Annotated in this window: 20 protein-coding genes and 2 tRNA genes; 7 read left to right on the top strand and 15 right to left on the bottom strand. The window is 62.3% G+C overall.

Features of this window, described 5'->3' with window-relative positions; translation table 11 throughout:
- Positions 1–92: 92 nt before the first annotated feature.
- From AC1DIM_RS14460 to AC1DIM_RS14450, 3 genes are all read right to left on the bottom strand, one after another.
- A complete protein-coding gene (locus tag AC1DIM_RS14460; RefSeq protein ID WP_477711189.1) occupies positions 93–563 on the bottom strand; it encodes a carboxymuconolactone decarboxylase family protein in 471 nt (156 codons plus the stop codon).
- Positions 564–1,290: 727 nt separating this feature from the next.
- Positions 1,291–2,172 (bottom strand): rhomboid family intramembrane serine protease, encoded by an 882-nt coding sequence (locus tag AC1DIM_RS14455; RefSeq protein ID WP_477711188.1) that lies wholly within the window; start codon positions 2,170–2,172, stop codon positions 1,291–1,293.
- Between the two features lie 8 nt (positions 2,173–2,180).
- On the bottom strand, positions 2,181–2,726 hold the full coding sequence (locus AC1DIM_RS14450) for a peptidylprolyl isomerase (RefSeq protein ID WP_477711187.1): 546 nt from the start codon (positions 2,724–2,726) through the stop codon (positions 2,181–2,183).
- A 155-nt stretch (positions 2,727–2,881) separates the two neighbouring features.
- On the opposite strand from AC1DIM_RS14450, the gene AC1DIM_RS14445 reads away from it, so the two are divergent.
- Positions 2,882–3,865: a hypothetical protein gene (locus tag AC1DIM_RS14445; RefSeq protein WP_477711186.1), complete on the top strand. Its 984-nt coding sequence runs from the start codon at positions 2,882–2,884 to the stop codon at positions 3,863–3,865.
- Positions 3,866–4,000: 135 nt separating this feature from the next.
- Positions 4,001–4,876, top strand: a complete 876-nt coding sequence (locus AC1DIM_RS14440) for a glycosyltransferase family 2 protein (RefSeq protein WP_477711185.1) — start codon at positions 4,001–4,003, stop codon at positions 4,874–4,876.
- 30 nt (positions 4,877–4,906) lie between these two features.
- On the opposite strand, the gene AC1DIM_RS14435 is transcribed toward AC1DIM_RS14440, so the two are convergent.
- From AC1DIM_RS14435 to dnaA, 12 genes are all read right to left on the bottom strand, one after another.
- Complete coding sequence (locus AC1DIM_RS14435) at positions 4,907–5,860, bottom strand: DMT family transporter (protein ID WP_477711184.1); 954 nt, start codon at positions 5,858–5,860, stop codon at positions 4,907–4,909.
- A 70-nt stretch (positions 5,861–5,930) separates the two neighbouring features.
- A tRNA-Ala gene (locus AC1DIM_RS14430) sits at positions 5,931–6,006 on the bottom strand.
- A 71-nt stretch (positions 6,007–6,077) separates the two neighbouring features.
- Entirely contained in the window at positions 6,078–6,194 is a 117-nt protein-coding gene (locus tag AC1DIM_RS14425) for a DLW-39 family protein (RefSeq protein ID WP_477711183.1), read from the bottom strand.
- 69 nt (positions 6,195–6,263) lie between these two features.
- Positions 6,264–6,337: transfer RNA gene (locus AC1DIM_RS14420), tRNA-Ile, on the bottom strand.
- 99 nt (positions 6,338–6,436) lie between these two features.
- Positions 6,437–7,090 (bottom strand): DUF3566 domain-containing protein, encoded by a 654-nt coding sequence (locus AC1DIM_RS14415; RefSeq protein WP_477711182.1) that lies wholly within the window; start codon positions 7,088–7,090, stop codon positions 6,437–6,439.
- On the bottom strand, positions 7,087–9,753 hold the full coding sequence (gyrA, locus tag AC1DIM_RS14410) for a DNA gyrase subunit A (RefSeq protein ID WP_477711181.1): 2,667 nt from the start codon (positions 9,751–9,753) through the stop codon (positions 7,087–7,089). Before gyrA ends, AC1DIM_RS14415 begins: the two co-directional genes overlap by 4 nt.
- A gap of 60 nt (positions 9,754–9,813) precedes the next feature.
- Positions 9,814–11,904 carry a DNA topoisomerase (ATP-hydrolyzing) subunit B gene (gene gyrB, locus AC1DIM_RS14405; RefSeq protein WP_477711180.1) on the bottom strand — a complete coding sequence of 697 codons (2,091 nt, stop codon included), beginning with the start codon at positions 11,902–11,904 and terminating at the stop codon, positions 9,814–9,816.
- Between the two features lie 373 nt (positions 11,905–12,277).
- A complete protein-coding gene (locus AC1DIM_RS14400; protein ID WP_477711179.1) occupies positions 12,278–12,835 on the bottom strand; it encodes a DciA family protein in 558 nt (185 codons plus the stop codon).
- Entirely contained in the window at positions 12,828–14,045 is a 1,218-nt protein-coding gene (gene recF, locus AC1DIM_RS14395; protein WP_477711178.1) for a DNA replication/repair protein RecF, read from the bottom strand. Before recF ends, AC1DIM_RS14400 begins: the two co-directional genes overlap by 8 nt.
- Positions 14,046–14,090: 45 nt before the next feature.
- Positions 14,091–14,975: a phosphogluconate dehydrogenase (NAD(+)-dependent, decarboxylating) gene (gene gnd, locus AC1DIM_RS14390; RefSeq protein ID WP_477711177.1), complete on the bottom strand. Its 885-nt coding sequence runs from the start codon at positions 14,973–14,975 to the stop codon at positions 14,091–14,093.
- A 40-nt stretch (positions 14,976–15,015) separates the two neighbouring features.
- On the bottom strand, positions 15,016–16,140 hold the full coding sequence (gene dnaN, locus AC1DIM_RS14385) for a DNA polymerase III subunit beta (protein WP_477711176.1): 1,125 nt from the start codon (positions 16,138–16,140) through the stop codon (positions 15,016–15,018).
- A 525-nt stretch (positions 16,141–16,665) separates the two neighbouring features.
- Positions 16,666–18,087 carry a chromosomal replication initiator protein DnaA gene (dnaA, locus tag AC1DIM_RS14380; protein WP_477711175.1) on the bottom strand — a complete coding sequence of 474 codons (1,422 nt, stop codon included), beginning with the start codon at positions 18,085–18,087 and terminating at the stop codon, positions 16,666–16,668.
- A gap of 469 nt (positions 18,088–18,556) precedes the next feature.
- On the opposite strand from dnaA, the gene rpmH reads away from it, so the two are divergent.
- Genes rpmH through AC1DIM_RS14355 form a run of 5 tightly spaced genes read left to right on the top strand, consistent with a single transcriptional unit; the run spans position 18,557 to position 21,086 of the window.
- Positions 18,557–18,694: a 50S ribosomal protein L34 gene (rpmH, locus tag AC1DIM_RS14375; protein WP_003800212.1), complete on the top strand. Its 138-nt coding sequence runs from the start codon at positions 18,557–18,559 to the stop codon at positions 18,692–18,694.
- Between the two features lie 40 nt (positions 18,695–18,734).
- Positions 18,735–19,145: a ribonuclease P protein component gene (gene rnpA / locus AC1DIM_RS14370; protein WP_477711174.1), complete on the top strand. Its 411-nt coding sequence runs from the start codon at positions 18,735–18,737 to the stop codon at positions 19,143–19,145.
- Positions 19,138–19,533 (top strand): membrane protein insertion efficiency factor YidD, encoded by a 396-nt coding sequence (gene yidD, locus AC1DIM_RS14365; RefSeq protein ID WP_477711173.1) that lies wholly within the window; start codon positions 19,138–19,140, stop codon positions 19,531–19,533. Before rnpA ends, yidD begins: the two co-directional genes overlap by 8 nt.
- Before the next feature lie 15 nt (positions 19,534–19,548).
- A complete protein-coding gene (yidC, locus tag AC1DIM_RS14360) occupies positions 19,549–20,520 on the top strand; it encodes a membrane protein insertase YidC (protein WP_477711172.1) in 972 nt (323 codons plus the stop codon).
- Complete coding sequence (locus AC1DIM_RS14355; protein ID WP_477711171.1) at positions 20,520–21,086, top strand: Jag family protein; 567 nt, start codon at positions 20,520–20,522, stop codon at positions 21,084–21,086. The genes yidC and AC1DIM_RS14355 overlap by 1 nt, the downstream gene beginning before the upstream one ends.
- Positions 21,087–21,096: the final 10 nt, after the last annotated feature.

Genomic DNA, 21,096 nt, shown 5'->3' with positions numbered 1-21,096 from the left:
GAACCGTGGCAGGGGTGTTCCCGCACACGGTTATTAACAGTGTGGATTAGCTGTGGATAACCCCGACGCCCCAGCGCGGTTCATGATCCCACTCAGCGCTCCCGGCGGACGGGATGGTGACTGATGATGGAGACCCGGTTGAAGGCATTGATGGTGATCGCCAGCCAACTCACCGCCGAGAACTCGTCGGCGCTGAGGTGTTCGCGCGCATATGCTTCCTCATCCTCGCGCGTCCGTTGGTCCGGTAGTTCAGTGATGGCTTCGGTCAGGGCAAGTGCCGCCCGCTCCTTGGCCGTGAACAGCGCCGTATCGCGCCATGCCGGCAGGACGGCCAGCCGTTGCGGTGTTTCCCCGGCCTTCACCGCATCGCCCACGTGCATGTCCAGGCAGTAGGCACAGCCGTTGATCTGGGACGTGCGCACGTAGAGCAGTTCGATGGTCCTCCGGTCGATTCCCGCTGCTTCGGCGGCCTCCCGCACTTTCAGCCCCAGACCGTTCAGGGCCCGCCAAACCACAGGATGCTGTTTGTCGAGAAAGATGTGCTGGGTGGTGGTGGCGCTCATGGCGGTCCTCCTGGCTGGGGAGCATCTGCGGGTCAAGTATGTACGATCACCTTTTCATAGCCCGGAGTTGTCCACTTACTAACACTCGACTACCCACAACTTATCCACAGTTGTGGACAACAATCCACAGGCACGATCGGAGGGAGGCTCTCAAGGGCCGTAGTCCGGAAAATCCGGACGCATAACTACTCGTCTGTAAGTTATTAACACTGTGAATAAGCCTGTTGATACAACGCTGTCAGATTGGCTCCTATGGGCCTGAAAGGCCCGGAATGGGCAAGTTATCCACAATCGCGGCCTAAACAGGGATCTTTTCCACTTAACCACAGGCTCATCCCCAAAGGTTTTCCACAATTGTGGACAGCTGAAGCTCGACATTTTTGGAAAATAGCTGGGTTCCGGGAACTGAGAGCCGAGCGGCACATGAACTACACGTGTGTAAGTTACCAACAGTGTGGATAACCCCTGTGGATAACCGTGGAGGATCATTAAACCGCCCGTCAGCGCCAACCCCGGCGAAGGTGCCCGCACAGCGCCTTCCCCGCGCCGGGCCGGACCGCAAAACCCCTGCCGAAGACCACGCGCCGCACTAACGTGAGCCAAGCCCGCGCAGAGTCGCAAGAGCCACGTGTCCCGGATGGCAGGTGGACGGCGCGCAGAAGACCCCGGCGTCCACAGGGGACGCCGGGGTCTGGGGTCTGCAGTATTGCCCGGCAGGGCGGGCAGCCTAGCCCGTGGTGACCTTGACCCAGCTCACCGCGACGAGAAGGACCAGCACGGCGGCAAGTCCAGCCGCCTGGATCAGGCCCTGGCGAGGACCGCGGGGCGTGTAGGCGATCACGGCAGCACACAGGCCACCGGCGATCAGGCCGCCGAGGTGGGCCTGCCACGCGATCTGGGGGACCACAAAGCCGATCACGCCGTTGATGGCGATCAGGATCCACAGTTGCCGCGTATCACCGCCCCGGTGCCGCTGCACCAGGAGCATCGCCCCGAAGAGACCGAAGATGGCACCGGAGGCACCCACCACGCCGGCGAGCGGAACGCCTGGTACGTAGCCGGGCGTGAGCGCCAGGTAGCCGACCGATCCACCGATGGCAGAGATCAGGTAAACCGCAAGGAAGCGGACCCGGCCCAGGAGGGGTTCCAGTGCCTGGCCGAAGATCCACAGCATGTACATGTTCAGCAGGATGTGGAGGATGAATCCCTGGGAGTGCAGGAAGGCCGCCGTGAGCATCCGCCAAGGTTCGAACTGCCCAAACTGCGGATCAGCAAAAACGTTCGCGTAGGCAAGATTCTGGTAGATCCACTCATCGGGGATCAGCCACTGCAGGACGTAGATCACCGCGCACAGCGCGATGATGCCGATCGTTACGACCGGTTTGCCGGCAGCGACGGCACCGCCATATACCGACTTGACGGCCGGCGTCGACCGGGCTGCTTCGTTGACACAGTCAACACACTGGAATCCGACGGCGGCCGCCCGCTGGCAGTCCGGGCACGCAGGGCGCCCGCAGCGCTGGCAGCGCACATAGGAGGGCCTGTCCGGGTGCCTGGGGCACACCGGAATCTGCGCGGACGGCTCAGCCGCCGGAATTCCGTAACTCATGTGATGGGTTAGAGCTGCTCGACGTCGATGCTGTTGATGGTGACGTCCTCAACCGGACGGTCGCCAGTTCCGGTCCGGACGCCTTCGATGGCGTCTACAACCTTCTTGGATTCATCGTCGGCAACTTCACCGAAGATGCTGTGCTTGCCCTGCAGCCAGTCGGTGGGGATGGTGGTGATGAAGAACTGTGAACCGTTGGTGCCCTTGCCCATGCGGATGCCGGCGTTGGCCATGGCCAGCTTGTAGGGCTGCTGGAAGCTGAGCTCAGGGTGGATTTCGTCGTCGAACTGGTAGCCGGGTCCGCCCACGCCGCGGCCAAGGGGATCGCCGGCCTGGATCATGAAGTCCTTGATGATGCGGTGGAAGATGGTGCCGTCATACAGGGGCGTGCCGGTCTTGTCCTCGCCCGTTTCGGGGTGGGTCCAGGCCTGCTCGCCGGTGGCCAGGCCAACGAAGTTCTTGACCGTCTTCGGGGCGTGGTTCCCGAAGAGGTTGACGACGATGTCGCCGAGGCTGGTGTGGATGGTTGCTTTTGCAGTTGCGATGGCAGTCATAACGCCATTCTTTCACGGCGGGTCAACGCGGAAAGCGGGTGGACCAGCAGTTCCGCGCTGGGTGAAATCGGCTGTAAATCGGCAGGAAGAATAGCCCGTGCAGATCAATCCACGTAGGCTAACAGCAGAACCGTCACATTAATCGGGAGGTAGTTGTGAAGAAATCGGATCGTATTGCCCGTGACCTTGAGCAGTCAGTCAACAGCGCAGTTGAGAACGCAAAGGACTGGGCATCTCCCCGCGTGGAAGCAGCAGTGGACTGGGCAGTTCCGCGCCTGCAGCACGGCCTGGATACCGCTTCTCCCAAGATCCAGGAAGGGCTCAAGACCGCCGCCCACAACCTGGCCGATGGCGTCGCCACAGTGACCCCGCGCATCCAGGAGGGTCTCGCCCAGCTTGCCCCGAAAATCTCGGACGCTGTTGAGGTCACCACCCCGCGCCTGCACGAAGCCTTGGACCGGGCCACCCCGGTCATCCTGAATGCACGGGACCGGGTGGTGGTGGAGTACCTGCCGCGGCTATCCGATCAGATCGGCCACGCTTCAGGGCTGGTACACCGCACGCTCGAAAGTGCTCCCGGCCATGTGGACGCCGTGGCCCAGAGGCTCACTGACTCCGGAGTGGTGCACTCCCTCCAGGAACAGGCCCAGACGGCTGGCACCCAGCTTCGCGCCGCCGCGCATCAGGCCGGCAAGGCCGTGGGTGTTCAGATCGCCGAGCCCCAGAAACCCAAGAAGCGCGGCTGGCTGGTGTTCGGCATTATCGCCGCTGCCGTGGCCGCCGGTGTTGCGGCGTGGAAGGCATCCAAGCCTGTGGAAGATCCCTGGAAGACGCCGTCCCCTGTGACACCCACTCCGGCTCCGGTTCCTGCCACCACCGTAAACGACGCAAAGGACACTGCTGAGGATGCCGCCAGTAAGGCCGCAGCCGCCACGACCTCAGCAACCGGAGTTGCTGCTGACAAGGTGGAAGACGTTGCAGGGGATGCCCAGGTTGCCGCTGACGAGGCCGGCGACAAGGCTAAGCACCTCGCTGACGAGTCGAATGAGGCCGCCGCCAGCGCATCCACGGACGCCAAGACGGCAATGAAGAACATCGCGTCCAACATGAACGGTTCCTCGGACAAGAACACCATCTGATTCGTCCGGCGCCGCAGCGCCGTCCATTGAAGGGGTTCCGCCTTAGCGGGGCCCCTTCAGTGTTTTCCCAGAGTTTGTCCGGTCTCCGCCCCGATACCGGAGGGACGGACGCCGATCGGTGCTAAATTTGGACTGATGTCAGCCGATCAATCTTCTGGGGATACCTTGAACGACGCAGCAGAGCTGCCCCGCGTGTCCATTGTCATCCCGGCTTACAACGAGGAAAGTGTCATCCGGCAGTGCCTCATCGCTGCCGTCTACCAATCGGTGCCGGCCCACGAAATCATTGTGGTGGATAACCTCTCCACGGACCACACCGCCGCCATCGTGGCGCAAATGCAGCAGGAATATCCGGAAAGCCCCATCATCCTCCTCAGCCAGCACCAGGAGCAGGGCCTTATTCCCACCCGAAATTTTGGCTTGAACCACGCCACCGGCGACATCCTGGGCCGCATCGACGCCGACTCCGTGGTGGAGCCCGACTGGGTGGAACAGGTGCGGAAAGCGTTCCAGGACCAGTCAGTGCAGGCAGCAACGGGCCCGGTGGTTTATTACGACATGCCGATGCGCCGCTTCGGCCTCAAGGCTGATGACAAGATGCGCCAGATGATGCTGAAGCTGGCCAAGCACCAGTACCACTTCCTGTTCGGTTCCAACATGGCCCTGCGTGCCACGGCGTGGTCCACCATCCGGGACGAAACCTGCCGTGATGAGAAGGACGAGATGCATGAGGACATCGACCTCTCCCTGCACCTCGCCGATCACGACCTCAAAGTCCAGTATTGGCCCCAGATGGTCTCCGGCATGTCCGCCCGCCGGCTGGAAGACTCACCCCGGGACTACCGGTACTACGTGACACGCTTCGACCGGACGTACAAGGCGCACAACGTCAAGAAGATGGCTCTCAAGGCGCCCATGGTGGTGTTCTTCTCGGTCTACTTCCCGGCCAAGCTCCTGCGGGCGATCCACACGGTCAACACCGCCCAGCCTGTCCGCCGCGGCGGACAGTAGCACCCTTATTGCCCCTGCGGTGCGGGAGCTTCAGTCAGTGCCTAGTTCGGCGAGCCGGTCCGACGGCGGTTCGCCCGCCTGGGTGCCTTCCCCCGAGTCCGAACCCCGGCGACGCCCGAGGCCGGACCGCTGCCCCAGCACCACCACAGCGAGACCCGCGAGGATGAGCCCCAGGCCCGCGTAAGTGCCTGCGGGAAGTGTTTCGTGGAGGAAGACCGCTGCCAGGAGCGCGGCGCCGGGGATTTCCAGCAGGATGATCATCGACACCAGCAGCGGGCTCATGGTGGCAAGCAAGTGGTTGAAGGCCGTGTGCCCCACCAATTGGGCACAGACGGTGATGGCGAGGATCCCCAGCCAGCCAACGGCGTCGAACCCTGCCAAAGGCTGGCCGCTGAACAAGGCCAGCACAGCCACCACAGCCGCGCACATGCCGTAGCAGAGCGTGGTGTAGGTGCCCGTAGTCATCGTCTGGCGGGCCTTACCGCCGGCAAGGGTGTAGAGCCCGGCCAGGGCCCCGCCAACCACGGCCAGGACGTCGCCCAGGAACGCGTCCGGCGACGAACCCATGTCGAACCCTGTGATGGTGACAACCCCGCCCAAGGCAATGCCCAACCCGGACAGCACCTGCCAGCGATGCCTGGTCCCGCGAAAAAGCTGGAAGACGGCAATCCACGCCGACTGCAGGCAGACCAGGGCAGTGGCGGCGGCCACGGAGGTGAGCTGCAGGGAAGTGATAAAGCAGGCAAAGTGGAGTGCAAGCGCGACGGCGGCCAGCAGGGACCAGCGGAATTCGGGACCGGTGATCCGGCCAAACTGCCGGGGCTCCCGGACCAGGGTGGGTGTGGCCATCACGGCGGCCCCGATGGCGTTGCGCCAGAACGCGATGGCGAGGGCACTGACAGTAGTTGCGCCGAGGGTGGCGGCGATCAGGGGCCCCGATGAGGCCACGCCCAGCACGCCAAGGGCTGCTAGAAGGAGGTTCACTGTTTCACCCTACTGGTCGGCTTCAACGAAAAAGTCCCGGACAGCGTTTCCGCTGTCCGGGACTTTCTTATGGTGGAGGCACGGGGACTCGAACCCCGAACCCCCTGCTTGCAAAGCAGGTGCGCTACCAATTGCGCCATGCCCCCATAAGAAGCAACCCGTCAATCATACCCTAGAACCGTGAAGCCTTCAGCCAGCTTCGGTTCCGGGATCCGGCCTATTCGACCTGATCCGTCGACTGGTTCCAGATTGCCTTCCGGGCTTCGGATTCCTGTGCTTTCCTGTAGAGCAGGACGCCTGCGATCGCAGCTGCGAGTACCAGCAACTTCTTCACATGCACCCCGTTCCGGCCCTGCCTGCCGCTAAGCAAACCAAACCTTCCATGAAACCTGCACAGGTTCCGTGGGCGTACCAGGACTTGAACCTGGGACCTCTTCGTTATCAGCGAAGCGCTCTAACCGCCTGAGCTATACGCCCCGATGCCTCATCGGGCCGAGACATGACTTTACAGCACATCCCGGCCCGATCTCAAATCGAGGCATTTCGCCGGAGAAATCCCGGCGAAATTATGGGATTTCAGTCGTCCGTGAGGGTCACGCCGATGCCGCCCACCAGGGTGGCAGAGATGTTGTACAGCACAGCAGACAGCATGGACAACGCCGTCAGCAGGACAACATTCACGACGGCGATGATGGTGGCGAATGAGGCCACCTGTCCCAGCGACGCCACCTTCTTGAGTTCGAAGCCACCACCCTCGGAGCCGGCCAGGGTGCCCAGCAGGCTGTCCACTTGGTCGAAGATTCCGGTGAGGTCCAGGACGGTCCAAAGGACGATCGCAGCCACCACAGTGACGATTCCCAGCGCCACAGACAGCAGGAAGGCCATCTTCAGGACGGACCAGGGATCCACCTTGCTGACAAGCAGGCGGGCACGCCTGACCTTGGCCTTGGGCGCCGGCTTGACCAGACCGGGCTGGCCCTGTGCGGACCCGGGCCGCTGACCCGCGGCGGGAGGGCGCTGACCCGGCTGGGCCTGGGCAGGCCGCTGGCCGGGCTGGCCCATGGCGGGGCGCTGGCCGGGAACGGCGGGGCGTTGCCCCGGGGCACCTGCAGGGGCTGCCGGCCGCTGTTGCGGACGAACGGGTGCGTTCACCCGGGGCGCGGCCGCGGGCGGGGGCGTTCCGCCCGGGACGGCGCTGCTCGGGTTGGGATATGAGTCGGGATTACTCACTCGTTACCTCCGGTGTAGTCTTCGTTCGGCTCAGCGTCGCCGGAGGCGTCCTCTGACTCAACAGCCGGTGATGATTCTGACTCTGCGGCTCCCTCGGGGGACCCGCCGTCTTCAGCCAACGTTACGTCATCCTCCAGGGATTCTTCGCCCTCGAGACCCCGTTCGCTGTTCCGCGCCACCTCGATGATGCGATCGTTTTTGTCCGGCTTTGCGAAGATGACACCCATCGTGTCACGGCCCTTGGCAGGCACGCCGGCCACGGATGAACGGACCACCTTGCCGCCTTCCATGACCACCAGGACCTCGTCCTCTTCCTGGACAATCAAGGCACCGACAAGGTGCCCGCGTTCCTCCTGGTATTTGCCCACCTTGATGCCCAGGCCGCCACGGCCCTGCAGGCGGTACTCCTCCACCGCTGTCCGTTTGGCGTAGCCGCCCTCGGTGACGATGAACACAAACGAACCGTCCGTGACCACGTCGGCGGCGAGCAGTTCATCGTCCTCACGGAACTTCATACCGGTCACGCCGGACGTCGCACGGCCCATGGGGCGCAGCGCATCATCGGTGGCGGTGAAGCGGATGGACTGGCCCATGCGTGAGACGAGCATGAGGTCATCCGTTTCCGAAACCAGCTGTGCCGAAACCAGTTCGTCCTCGTCGCGCAGGTTGATCGCAATGACGCCTGCCGAACGGTTGGTGTCGTAATCCTCCAGCCGCGTTTTTTTGACCAGGCCGCGCTTGGTGGCGAGCACCAGGTACGGGGACTGCTGGTAGTCCTTGAGGTCCAGGACCTGGGCGATGTGTTCGTCCGGCTGGAAGGCCAGCAGGTTGGCAACGTGCTGCCCCTTGGCGTCACGGCCGGCTTCCACCAGTTCGTAGGCTTTGGCGCGGTAGACACGGCCCAGGTTGGTGAAGAAGAGGAGCCAGTGGTGGGTGGTGGTGACAAAGAAGTGCTCCACCACGTCGTCGCCGCGCAATTGGGCGCCCTTGATGCCCTTGCCGCCACGCTGCTGTGAACGGTAGTTGTCGCTGCGGGTGCGCTTGACGTAGCCGCCGCGGGTGATGGTGACAACCATTTCCTCTTCGGGGATGAGGTCCTCGATGGACATGTCGCCGTCGAAGCCCATCAGGATCTTCGTGCGGCGGTCATCGCCATGCTTGGCCACAATCTCGCCCAGCTCCGTGCTGATGATCTCGCGCTGGCGCTCTTCGGAGGCGAGGATCGAGTTGTACTCGGCGATCAGGGCCTCAAGTTCGGCGTGCCGGTCCTGGATCTTCTGGCGTTCCAGGGCGGCGAGGCGGCGCAGCTGCATGTCCAGGATGGCGCGGGCCTGCAGCTCATCGATATCGAGCAGCTGCATGAGACCGTCGCGTGCGGCTTCCGTGGTGTTGGACGCACGGATCAGCGCAATCACTTCATCGAGCATGTCCAGGGCCTTCAGGAGCGCGCGGAGGATGTGCGCCTCTTCTTCGGCCTTGCGCAGGCGGTACCGGGTCCGGCGCGCAATGACGTCCATCTGGTGCGTGACCCAGTGGCGGATGAACGCATCCAGGCTCAGCGTGCGCGGAACCCCGTCGACGATCGCCAGCATGTTTGCTGAGAAGTTGCTCTGCAGTTCGGTGTGCTTGTAAAGGTTGTTCAACACCACCTTGGCCACGGCATCGCGCTTGAGCACAATGACCAGGCGCTGGCCGGTGCGGCCCGACGTTTCGTCGCGGAGGTCAGCGATGCCGGCAACCTTGCCATCCTTGACCAGCTCGGCGATCTTGATGGCCAGGTTGTCCGGGTTGGCCTGGTAAGGCAGTTCGGTGACCACCAGGCAGGTGCGGCCCTGGAGTTCCTCCACGTTGACCACAGCGCGCATCGTGACCGACCCGCGGCCGGTCCGGTAAGCGTCCTCAATGCCCTTGTGGCCAAGGATGGTTGCTCCCGTGGGGAAATCGGGCCCCTTGACGCGCAGGAGCAGCTCTTCGAGCAGCTCCTCGCGGGTGGCCGTCGGGTTCCTGAGGTACCACTGGACGCCGTCGGCTACCTCGCGGAGGTTGTGCGGCGGGATGTTGGTGGCCATGCCGACGGCGATACCCGAGGAGCCATTGACCAGCAGGTTGGGGAAACGTGCCGGCAGGATGGTCGGTTCCTGGTTCTTGCCGTCGTAGTTGTCCTGGAAATCGACGGTCTCCTCGTCGATGTCCCGGACCATCTCCATGGCGAGCTGGGCCATCTTGGTTTCGGTGTAACGGGGCGCTGCGGCACCGTCGTTGCCCGGAGAACCGAAGTTCCCCTGGCCCAGGGCCAGCGGGTAGCGCATGGTCCAGTCCTGGATCAGGCGGACCAAAGCATCGTAGATCGCGGTGTCGCCATGGGGGTGGTACTGGCCCATGACTTCGCCCACCACGCGCGCGCACTTGTTGAAGGAACGGTCGGGGCGGTAGCCGCCGTCGAACATCGCGTACAGCACGCGGCGGTGCACGGGCTTCAGGCCGTCACGCACGTCGGGCAGGGCACGGCCCACAATAACGGCCATCGCGTAGTCGAGGTAGGACCGCTGCATTTCGGTCTGCAGGTCCACCTGCTCCACGCGGTCGACCAGCACATCGCCTTCAAGCACGGTGTCCGGAAGATCGGCGGAATCCGCCGGGTTCTCGGGTGTCTCGTCACTCATCGTTTATATTTTCCGTTTCAGGTATATGTCGGTAATGGAATATCTGTCGGTGAAAACCGGCTAGATATCCAGGAACCTGACGTCCTTGGCGTTCTGCTGGATGAAGTTTCGGCGGGACTCCACATCCTCGCCCATCAGGGTGGAGAACACCTGATCCGCGGCCAGGGCATCGTCCATGGTCACCTGCAGGAGGGTCCGGTGGTCCGGGTCCATGGTGGTATCCCACAGCTCGGTGTAGTCCATCTCGCCCAGGCCTTTGTAGCGCTGGATGCCGTTGTCCTTGGGGATACGCCGGCCGGCGGCCTGGCCGGAAACCAGCTTGGCGTCCCGCTGTTTGTCGCTGAAGACGTAATCGTGCGGAGCATTGGACCACTTGATCCGGTACAGCGGCGGCTGCGCCAGGTACACGTAGCCGTTCTCGATGAGCGGGCGCATGTAGCGGAACAGGAGCGTCATTAGCAGCGTGGTGATGTGCTGGCCGTCGACGTCGGCATCAGCCATCAGCACAATCTTGTGGTAACGCAGCTTGCTGAGGTCAAAATCCTCGCCGATGCCGGTACCGAACGCCGTGATCATGGACTGCACTTCGGCGTTGCCCAGGGCCTTGTCCAGCCTGGCGCGTTCCACGTTCAGGATCTTGCCGCGCAGCGGCAGGATGGCCTGGGTTTCCGGGTTGCGGCCACGCTTGGCGGAACCACCGGCGGAGTCGCCCTCCACGATGTACACCTCGCAGCGGGCGGGGTCCTTCGACGAGCAGTCGGACAGTTTGCCCGGCATGCCGAAGGACTCGAGCGGACTCTTTCGGCGGGCGTTGTCGCGGGCCTTTCGGGCGGCCATCCGGGCCTGGGCTGCGGAAATGGCTTTGCGGATCACATCGCGCGCCGGGCCGGGGTTGCGTTCCAGCCAGTCACCCAGACCGTCTGTGACAACGCGCTGGACAAAGCCCTTGACCTCGGAGTTACCCAGCTTGGTTTTGGTCTGGCCCTCGAACTGGGGCTCGGCGAGCTTGACCGAGATGACTGCCGTCAGGCCTTCACGGATATCATCACCGGTGAGGTTGTCATCCTTCTCCTTGATGATGCCCTTCTCCCGCGCATAGCGGTTGATCAGCGAAGTCATCGCGGCGCGGAAACCCTCTTCGTGGGTGCCGCCCTCATGCGTGTTAATGGTGTTGGCGTAGGTGTGGACGCTCTCGGAGTAGGCGTTGGTCCACTGCATGGCCATTTCCAGGGCAATCTTGCGTTCCTTGTCCTCAGTTTCAAAGGCAATGACGTCCTCATGGACAACATCAACCTTCTTGCCTGAGTTCAGGTGCTTTACGTAGTCGAGAAGACCGTCGTTGTACTGGTACACCACGGTGCGGAAATCGGCTGTGACTTCGCCTTCGGTGACCACGCCGTCCAGGTCGAGGTCGTCGTCAGAGTCGGATTTCACGGCGGCGGGCCGTTCATCCGTGAGGGTAATGCGCAGGCCCTTGTTCAGGAACGCCATCTGCTGGAAGCGCGCCCTGAGCGTCTCGAAATCGAACTCGGTGGAATCGAAAATGGTCGCGTCAGGGTAGAACGTCTGCGACGTGCCGGTCTCGGAGGTTTCTTCACCCTTGACCAGGCCGCCCTGCGGTTTGCCGCCGTCGGCGAAAGACATCCGCCAGACGTTGCCCTGGCGCCGGACCTCGGTGTCCACCCGGCTGGAGAGCGCGTTGACCACAGAAATACCTACGCCATGGAGGCCACCGGAGACAGCGTATCCACCGCCGCCGAACTTGCCCCCGGCGTGCAGGATGGTCATGACCACTTCAACGGTGGGCTTGTGTTCGGTGGGGTGCATATCCACGGGGATTCCGCGGCCATCGTCGACAACCTTCACCCCGCCGTCGGTCTGCAGGACAATCTCGATGTGCGTGCAGTACCCGGCCAGTGCCTCGTCGACGGAGTTGTCCACTACTTCATAGACCAGGTGGTGCAGGCCGCGCGGTCCGGTGGATCCGATGTACATGCCCGGGCGTTTCCGGACGGCCTCCAGGCCTTCGAGTACGGTAATGTCGCTTGCGCCGTATTCCCGGGGTTTTGCGGCTTCCGCCGGTGTATCGGGCGTAGGGATGTCCTCCGCTGCGCGGTCCACTGCCTGGGTATCTGTATTGTCGTTAGCCACAGGTGCTGTCGACTCCTCTTTTTCGATGATGGCCGGAGGCCACTTTCCCGAGGAAAAACGGCCGCCAACAGGCACAAGCGATGGCACTGGCGAGTGGGTCGACCTGCAGAACCGAAGTCCGCCTGCTGTGCGCGCGCGGAAAACGGACACAGTCAACGTTTCGCCGGCGCCCAGTTATCTGTTGTGATTCTACCGTGAAATGGGCTGTAACCCCGCATTCCGGAGGCCATGCCGACCCCCGATGTGCCCGTGTGAGGCCGTTGACCGCGCCTAGGGCGCTCTCGCGGTCCCGTCTCCGGGTGCCTATACGCCCCTTGGCCGTTAGAGCGCCCTACACGCCGTCGAACCAATATTCAAGAGCGGACGACGGCGGCTAGCCGTAGGTATCGCGGGGTCCGCGGCCGTTTACGGTGCGGCCGCCCTTGCGCCAGCTGGGTGCCGACGGTCCGAGCACCTGGATGCTGGTGACCACGCCGTCTCCGAGTTCGGTGCGGAATTTCTCCAGCAGGCTGATGCTCAGCAGCCTCAGCTGCGTGGCCCAGGCGGTCGAATCGCAGCGTACGTGCAGGGTGGTGTCAGTGAAACTCTCCGGCGTGCAGTGTGCGGAGATTTCCGGGCCCACCAGGGTTGCCCATTCCGCCATGACGGAACCCACGGCTACCGGTGAGGTCCACCCGCGTTCGGCCACCAACCGTCCCACCACTTTGCCAAGTCCCAGGGGATCCCGCCCGGTCACATGGAACTGGCTGAAACCGCGGGTGTCCCTGATGCCGCGTTTGGTTTTGGCGGTCCCGCCGGGAAGAGGTGCCTTGCGGCGGATCTCGCCACGCGCTGCGGCGGCCTCACGCATTCTGTTCAGTGCCGCCTGCGGGGCATCGATGTTGTCAGGATCCCGGCCGGGCTGCAGCCCGCCTTTGTCATCCTTATTCATCGATACCTCCCGGGATAACCTTCACCCGCCGGCCGGACAGCTCGGCCGGGATATCAGCGTCGACGGCGGCGGTCACCAGGACCTGCTCCGCGCCCGAGACTATTGCGGCCAGTTTACGCCGCCGCTGCACATCGAGCTCGGCAAAAACGTCGTCGAGGATGAGGATTGGCGCCGACCCGCCCGTCCGGGTGTCATCCAGCATGACGTAGTAGGAGGCAAGCCGCAGGGACAGGCACATCGACCAGGTTTCACCGTGTGACGCGTACCCCTTGGCGGGAGCTTCGCCGAGGATCAGTTCAAGTTCATCCCGGTGCGGTCCAACAAGGGAGATTCCACGCTCCAATTCCTTGCGGCGTGAGCCTGCGAAAGCCTGGACGTAGCGTTCTGTGAGTTCCGCGACGGTGAGATAGCTGAGATCCTCCGTGCCGGCAGGGCCGGAAACCGCTGCGCCGGCTGCCGCAGAACCACCGTTGGCACCAAACCCTGCGCCGCCGTCGTCGTCCATCAGGTTCTGGAGGGTGGACCGATATACCGCACCGGCTTCCTTGGAACCGTCTGTGAGCTGGGCATATGCCTTGGCCAGGTGCGGGCGGAGCCGTTCAACCAGTTCCAGCCGGGCGTGCAGCAGCTCGGCGCCGGCCCGGGCCATGTGCTGGTCCCACACATCGAGAGTGGCTTCATGGGCGGCGGTAAATTTTCCGGCCCGGGCGGATTTGAGGAGCGCGTTGCGCTGTTTCAGCACCCTGTCATAGTCCGTGCGGGTGGCTGAGTGCCGCGGAATGAGGCTGACCAGCAGTTCATCCAGGAACCGGCGGCGGTTTGATGGATCTCCCTTGACCAATGCCAGGTCTTCCGGGGCGAAAAGCACTGTCTGGCAGATTCCCAGCAGATCCCTGGCCCGGACAGGGTTGCTCCTGTTGATCCGGCCCCGGTTGGCCCGGCTGGCATTGATTTCAAGTTCCAGCACCGTGGTCTGGGTGCCGCGGACCACGCGGGCGCGGACCAATGAGCGGTCCGTGCCGAACCTCAGCAGCGGACCGTCGGAACTGACGCGGTGCGAACTCAGCGTGGCCAGGTAGCCGATGGCCTCCATGAGGTTGGTTTTACCGATTCCGTTGGATCCCACCAGCACGGTGACGCCGGGGCCGAGGGCAAGGTCAACCTGGGCGTAGCTGCGGAAGTCGGTCAGGGAAAGGTGTTCTAGGTACACGCGGTCTTCAGAATTCTTGGAACCCCACAGGGTCCCGGGTGGAGGCTACTTGGCGGGACGGGTGGCATGCCCGCCGAACTGATGGCGCAGGGCGGAAACCATCTTCATGGCAGGCGAGTTATCCTCGCGGGAGGAAAAGCGGGCGAATAGTGCGGCTGTGATGGCAGGTGCCGGAACGGCGTTGGCGATGGCCTCTTCAACCGTCCAGCGGCCTTCGCCCGAATCTTCGACGTAATCATCGATGGAGGCCAGTCCCGGATCCTCTTCCAGGGCCTTGACCATGAGGTCCAGCAGCCAGGACCGGACCACGGTGCCCTTTTGCCAGGCCCTGAACGTTCCGGGCAGGTCATCCACGATGTCCTTGGCGGCCAGCAGTTCGTATCCTTCGGCGTACGCCTGCATGAGGCCGTACTCAATGCCGTTGTGGACCATCTTCGCGTAGTGGCCGGCTCCGATGCCGCCCACGTGGACAAAGCTGTCGGCCCGTTCCCCTTCGGGACGGAGCGCATCAAAAACCGGCAGCGCGTGCTCGATATCGGCCGCATCGCCGCCAGCCATCAGTCCGTAGCCGTTCTTCAGGCCCCAGACGCCGCCTGAAACACCGCAATCTGCGAACCGGATACCCTTTTCGCCGAGTGCTGCACCATGTTTCTGGTCCTCGGTGAAACGGGAGTTGCCGCCATCAATCACCAGGTCGCCGGCCTCGAGCTTGTTTCCAAGCTCCGCAATGACGGCGTCCGTAATCTCCCCGGACGGGACCATCACCCAGATAAGCCGCGGCGCCGGAACAGCCGCGATGAGCTCGTCCACGGAGGCGACGTCACTAACGTCGGGGTTGCGGTCAAAGCCTGTGACCTCAAGGCCGCCATTGCGCATCCGTTCGCGCATGTTGAAACCCATCTTGCCAAGGCCGATCAGTCCGATGTGCACGTGTGTCGTTTTGAGCGCTCAAAACGACACTTGCTGCTACTTAGTTGGGAAGTCGGACGGGCATGACCAGGTAACGGTAGTCATCCTGGTCCTCACCATCGGCGTCCACCTGGGCTGTGATCATGGCGGGCTTCGGTGCCGTGGTGAAGGAGAACCTGACGTACTTGGTCTCGATGACGGCTAGGCCCTCCACCAGGTAGTGCGGGTTGAAGGCGACAGTGATGTCATCACCGGAAAGTTGGGCTTCAAGTTCTTCGGAAGCCTGTGCATCCTCGCCGGTACCGGCGTCGAGGTGGAGGAGCCCCTCGGTAAAAGCAAGCCGTACCGGGGTGTTTCGTTCAGCCACGAGGGAGACGCGCCTGACGGCTTCGACGAGTTCCTGGGTCTGCACCGTCGCGTGGATGGGAGTGGAGTCCGGGAACAGGGAGCGGATCTTGGGGTAATCACCGTCCACCAGCAGTGAGGTGGTAGTGCGTCCGCCGCTTTCGAAACCGATCAGGCGGCTGTCGTCATCAGCCAGGGCGAGGTTGATGTCGCCGCTGTTGCCGAGGGTCTTGGCCACCTCGTTGAGGGTCTTTGCCTTGACCAGGGCGCTGGTCGAAATTCCGGGAGTAGCTGGCTTCCAGGGGACTTCACGCATGGCCAGGCGGTAACGGTCCGTCGCAAGGAGGGTGATGAGATCGTCTTCGATCTCCATCCGGACACCGGTGAGGATGGGCAGTGTGTCGTCCTTGCTGGCCGCAATGATGACCTGGGACACGGCCTGGGAGAACGAGTCACCCGGGACGGTACCACTGATCGCGGGCAGGGCCGGAAGGGGCGGGTATTCAGCCTCGGGCATGGTGGCCAGGTGAAAACTGCTGCGGCGGCAGGTGAGGGTGACTTTGCTGCCATCGGTTTCCACATCCACCGGAGCGGAGGGGAGGCTGCGGCAGATGTCCGCAAGCAGGCGGCCGGACACCAGGATGGTGCCTTCGGTGCTGATGTCAGCCGGAATTTCCAGCCGTGCGGAGGTCTCGTAGTCAAAACTCGACAGGCTCACGGTGCCCGCTTCAGCCTTCAGGAGCAAACCTGAAAGCACCGGGACCGGCGGCCGCGGAGACAACGACCGGGCTGTCCAGGTGACGGCTTCTGCCAGGACGTCCCGTTCGACTCTGAACTTCACGGAAGGGTGCCGCCTTTCATTGCTGCTGCCATGTCTGAACCGAAAACTCCCCAGGGAGCCCAAAAGTAGTCGCGCTCCAACCACGGAACCTGCATGGTTCCCGGACTGCTGAACCACAAAGAAACCCAAGGATGGGAGCGCTGCTGCCAGCTTAGCCGGAAGAGCGTGGATTAACCCATCCCCGGCCCTGACGCTTGGGCATCTGGGGCCGCAGGGCCCGGTCGGTTCGGAGCGCGGATCGAGATTGTTATTTGAGGGAAATCAATTTCTTGGGATTAGTAGTGTTAATAACCCCTGTGGAAACTGTGGATAACTCGATCCGGCCACGGGATCCAGCGGTTAACGCCTGTTCATCGATTGTGGGTGAGCCAGTTTTAAACAGGCTGTGGATGGGGATAACTATTTTGTGGTTTTTGCTGATCCACAGGCACCCTAAGGGTTTTAAGCCCATTAAGCGGGGTTGTCCCCTTAAGTATCCACAGGGTTATCCACATGCACCTGTTAATAAGGTATAGAGGCGGTGGGTCAGGAGTCGCGCTGCTGCTGTTTGATCCTGTTGGTGAGTTCGGTGACCTGGTTGTAGATCACACGGCGCTCGGCCATCAGCTCACGGATCTTGCGGTCAGCGTGGATCACCGTGGTGTGGTCGCGGCCGCCAAGTTCCTGGCCGATCTTCGGCAGCGACATGTCGGTCAGTTCACGGCAGAGGTACATGGCGATCTGGCGGGCGGTGACCAACGTCCGGGTCCGGGACTTGCTGCAGAGCTCCTCCATGGTGAGCTTGAAGTAGTCAGCCGTCTGAATGAGGATTTGGCTCGACGTGATTTCCTGCGCGCCGTCGTCGGTGATGAGGTCTTTCAGGACCATCTCTGCGAGGGCAACGTCCACGGGCTGGCGGTTCAGGCTGGCGAACGCCGTGACACGGATCAGGGCGCCTTCGAGTTCCCGGATATTGCTGGAGATCTTGGACGCGATGTACTCCAGGGCATCGTCCGGAGCGGAGAGGCCTTCGCTGAGGGCCTTCTTCCGCAGGATGGCGATGCGGGTTTCCAGTTCCGGCGGCTGGATGTCGGTCAGCAGGCCCCACTCGAAGCGGGACTTCATCCGGTCCTCGAAACCTGCGAGCTGCTTGGGCGGCAGGTCCGAGGTGATGACCACCTGCTTGTTGTTGTTGTGCAGTGAATTGAAGGTGTGGAAGAACTCCTCCAGGGTCCGGTCCTTGCCGGCGAGGAACTGGATGTCATCGATCAGCAGCACATCCACGTTCCGGTACGTGGTCTTGAAGCTAGCGCCCTCGTCGTCGCGGATGGAGTTGATGAAGTCGTTAGTAAATTCCTCGGAATTCACGTACCGGACACGGATTCCGCTGTACAGCCGCCTGGCATAGTGGCCGATCGCATGCAGGAGGTGGGTTTTTCCCAGGCCCGAGTCGCCGTAGATAAACAGCGGGTTATATGCCTTGGCGGGAGCTTCGGCGACAGCAACGGCGGCCGCATGGGCAAAGCGGTTGGAGGAGCCGATCACGAAGGTATCAAAGACGTATTTGGGATTCAGCCTGCCGAATTCGTGGGAGGTGCTCGGCAGCATGGGCTGCGGCTTCTGCTCGATCAGCTGATCTGCCGAATAGGAAGGTTCGACGACGGGCTCGGGCTCTTTGTGGATCGGCACAAGATCCGTGTCCACATCGATAGCGCAGCGGATGTCCTCGGAAAAAACGTTGTGGAGGGCGTCGTCCAGGGCTTCCTTCACCTGCGTCTGCAGGACTTCGCGGGTCAGCTCATTGGGGACGGCCACCAGAAGGGTGGATCCGATCAGGCCCTGTGCCTGGGCCAGGATGACGAATCCCCGCTGCCGCGGCGAAACGCGGTCGTCCTRTTCGAGGAGGCTCACCACGCGTCGCCAGGAACTTCCGACAGTATTGGCGTGGTTGGCTTCGTCTACTGTCATCAATCGGATCCTCAAAACTTGCGTGCCTGCATTACGTTGCAGCCCCAAGTCCCGAACCAGGAGTCTGGTTCAGCTTCATCCACAGGGTTATGCACAGTCCGTGGATAATCGGCTACTGAGCCACTCTAGGGGATCAAAAGGCTAGAAGATAGCTGGGAAGTAGCTTGTGGATAATTACACTGTTGTGGTTCCAAAACAGCCCCTGTGAGCCACTTCATCCACAGGCTGTGGGGTCAGGTTTGCCACAGCCCCCGACAGGCACCGACACGTTGCTCGGTTTGACTCTGGCAGGCCGTTTGCCCTAGTGTTGTGAAGTCCTTTGTGTACGCTTTCTGTCCCCATCTGAATCTCTCCAACGCACTGCGTTTGAGCAGCCGGGGGAAGCGTGCATATACAAAACTTAGCGTCGGCCAGTTCTTCTCAAATACTGATCGGGTGGGCGCACCTTTGATCCACTGGAGTAACTAACGTGAGCAAGCGGACTTTTCAGCCGAATAACCGCCGTCGAGCCAAGAAGCACGGCTTCCGCCTTCGTATGCGTACCCGTGCCGGCCGTGCCATCCTGGCAGCCCGTCGTGGCAAGGGCCGCACCGAACTGTCGGCCTAAATAACTGACTCGTCGGTTTACATTTCTTTGCGAGTTTAAGGTGCTGGCCACCCGTAACCGTTTGAGGACTGCAACTGATTTTTCAACAACCGTACGTTCCGGTGTCCGCAATGGACGCCGGAACGTAGTGTTATATGCGGCAGCTATTGCTGCCGACGAACCCAGCCGGATCGGGTTCATCGTTTCCAAGGGTGTCGGGAACGCTGTGGTCAGGAACCGCGTTAAGAGGAGACTGAGAGAAGCCGCTGCCGGCTCGCTGCGCGAGTACGGTACCGGGTTCGCCATAGTGGTCCGGGCCCTGCCTGCGTCAGCGGAAGCCAGCTGGAACCACCTGCTGGCGGACTACTGCTCTGCACTGGAATCGACCACGAGCCGGTTGGGCAGCCGCCTTCCGCGGGCTGCTGTAGACGGCTCAACCGGTACAACACAGGAAGGGACACAGCGTGCATAACGTGACTGCCGCCGTCGTCCGCTACTTCCTTCCTGGAGTTGCCGCTGCGGGCAGGTTCATCTGGAATCTGCCCAAGAACATACTTATCGTGCTGCTGATGGCCTACCGCAAGGTGATTTCACCCTTGTACGGCCAGGTATGCCGCTTCTTTCCTTCCTGCTCGGCCTATGCGCTCGAGGCGATCACGGTCCACGGGGCAGTGAAGGGCAGTTGGCTCGCCGCCCGACGCCTGGCGCGCTGCCATCCATGGAACGCCGGCGGTGTGGACCACGTCCCCGCAGGCCCACGGGAATGGCCCTTCAGCCAGACCCCCACAATTGTTGTGCTGAACAACCCGGACAAGTATCTGGCTGCTCGGACTGATGAAGAAGGCCGCACGGCGGCCTGACGAATAGGGATAAGTATGGACTTCTTTGGAACAATCATGGCCCCGTTCAAGTGGCTGGTTTCCATCATCATGATTGGATTCCACGATGGCCTGAGTGCCATCGGCATGCCCGCTGCGAACGGATGGACCTGGACCCTGTCCATCATCGGACTGGTGCTGGTGATCCGTGCCGCCCTGATCCCGGTGTTCGTCAAGCAAATCAAGGCCCAGCGGGGCATGCAGCTTCTTCAACCTGACTTGAAGAAGCTCCAGGACAAGTACAAGGGCAAGACTGATCAGCTTTCGCGCCAGGCCATGGCGCAGGAACAGATGGCCATGTACAAGAAGCACGGAACCAACCCGTTCTCGGCCTGCCTCCCCATGCTGATCCAGATGCCGTTCTTCTTCGCTCTGTTCCAGGTCCTCTCCGGAATCTCCCAGGCCAAGGACCAGGGGGCCGGAATTGGTGCAATGAGCCATGAGCAGGTTGTGGAGTTCGACGCTTCCAGCATCTTCGGCGCGCCCTTGTCCTCTGCCCTGTTGCACGGCGGTGCCACCAACGTCTCCGTCGTTGTCCTCAGCATCGTGATGATCCTGGCCATGACGGCCTCGCAGTTCATCACGCAGAAGCAGATCATGGCGAAGAACATGTCCGAAGAGGCCATGGCCAGCCCGTTCATGCGCCAGCAGAAGATGATGCTCTACATCCTGCCCGTCGTGTTCGGCGTTGGCGGCATCAACTTCCCCATCGGCGTGCTCATCTACTGGACCACCACTAACCTCTGGACCATGGCGCAGCAGTTCTTCGTGATCCGCCGCATGCCGACGCCGGGGTCCCCCGCTGCCAAGGCCCTCGCCGAACGCCGGGCTGCCAAGGGCCTTCCGGCACTGCCCATTCTGGGTGCGAAAAAAGCGGACGCCGCAGCGGAAGCAGCTGCCGCCGCGGCGGTTATCGAGCAAAAGGCCCAGCGCGTCCAGCCCCAGCGTAAGAACAGGAAGAAGAAGTAATGTCAGCCGAAAGCACCGAAAACGCCCTGTCCGACGAGGTCATTGACGATCAGGACGAAGCCTCGACGGACTCCGAAGGCAACCCCAAGGGTACTGCTGCCAGCCGCCTCGAAGAAGAAGGCGACGTCGCTGCAGATTACCTCGAGGAGCTCCTCGACATCGCAGACATCGACGGTGACATTGACATCGAGGTCCGCAACGGACGAACCTACATCTCCATCGTCGCCGAGGAAGAGACGGATAGTCTCGACAGCCTGGTGGGCGAGGACGGGGAAGTCCTTGAAGCCCTGCAGGAGCTGACCCGCCTTTCGGTGCTCTCAGCGACCGAAAACCGTTCGCGGCTGGTCCTGGACATTAACGGGTACCGTCAGCAGCGTGCAGGCCACCTGCAGAAGATTGCTGAGGATGCAGCAGCCACGGTGAAGGAGACCGGCAATGCCGTGGCTCTGGAACCGATGAGCGCCTACGAACGCAAGATCGTTCATGATGCCGTTGCTGACCTTGGACTGGTCAGTGAGTCCGAAGGCGAAGGCGCCGGCCGTCACATCGTTGTATCCGCTGACTAGAGAATTGCTG

It is taken from the genome of Pseudarthrobacter sp. 01T43 (genome assembly GCF_056398665.1).
Note: the sequence above shows the minus strand (reverse complement) of the source record. Positions and strands in the feature narration are given on the sequence as shown.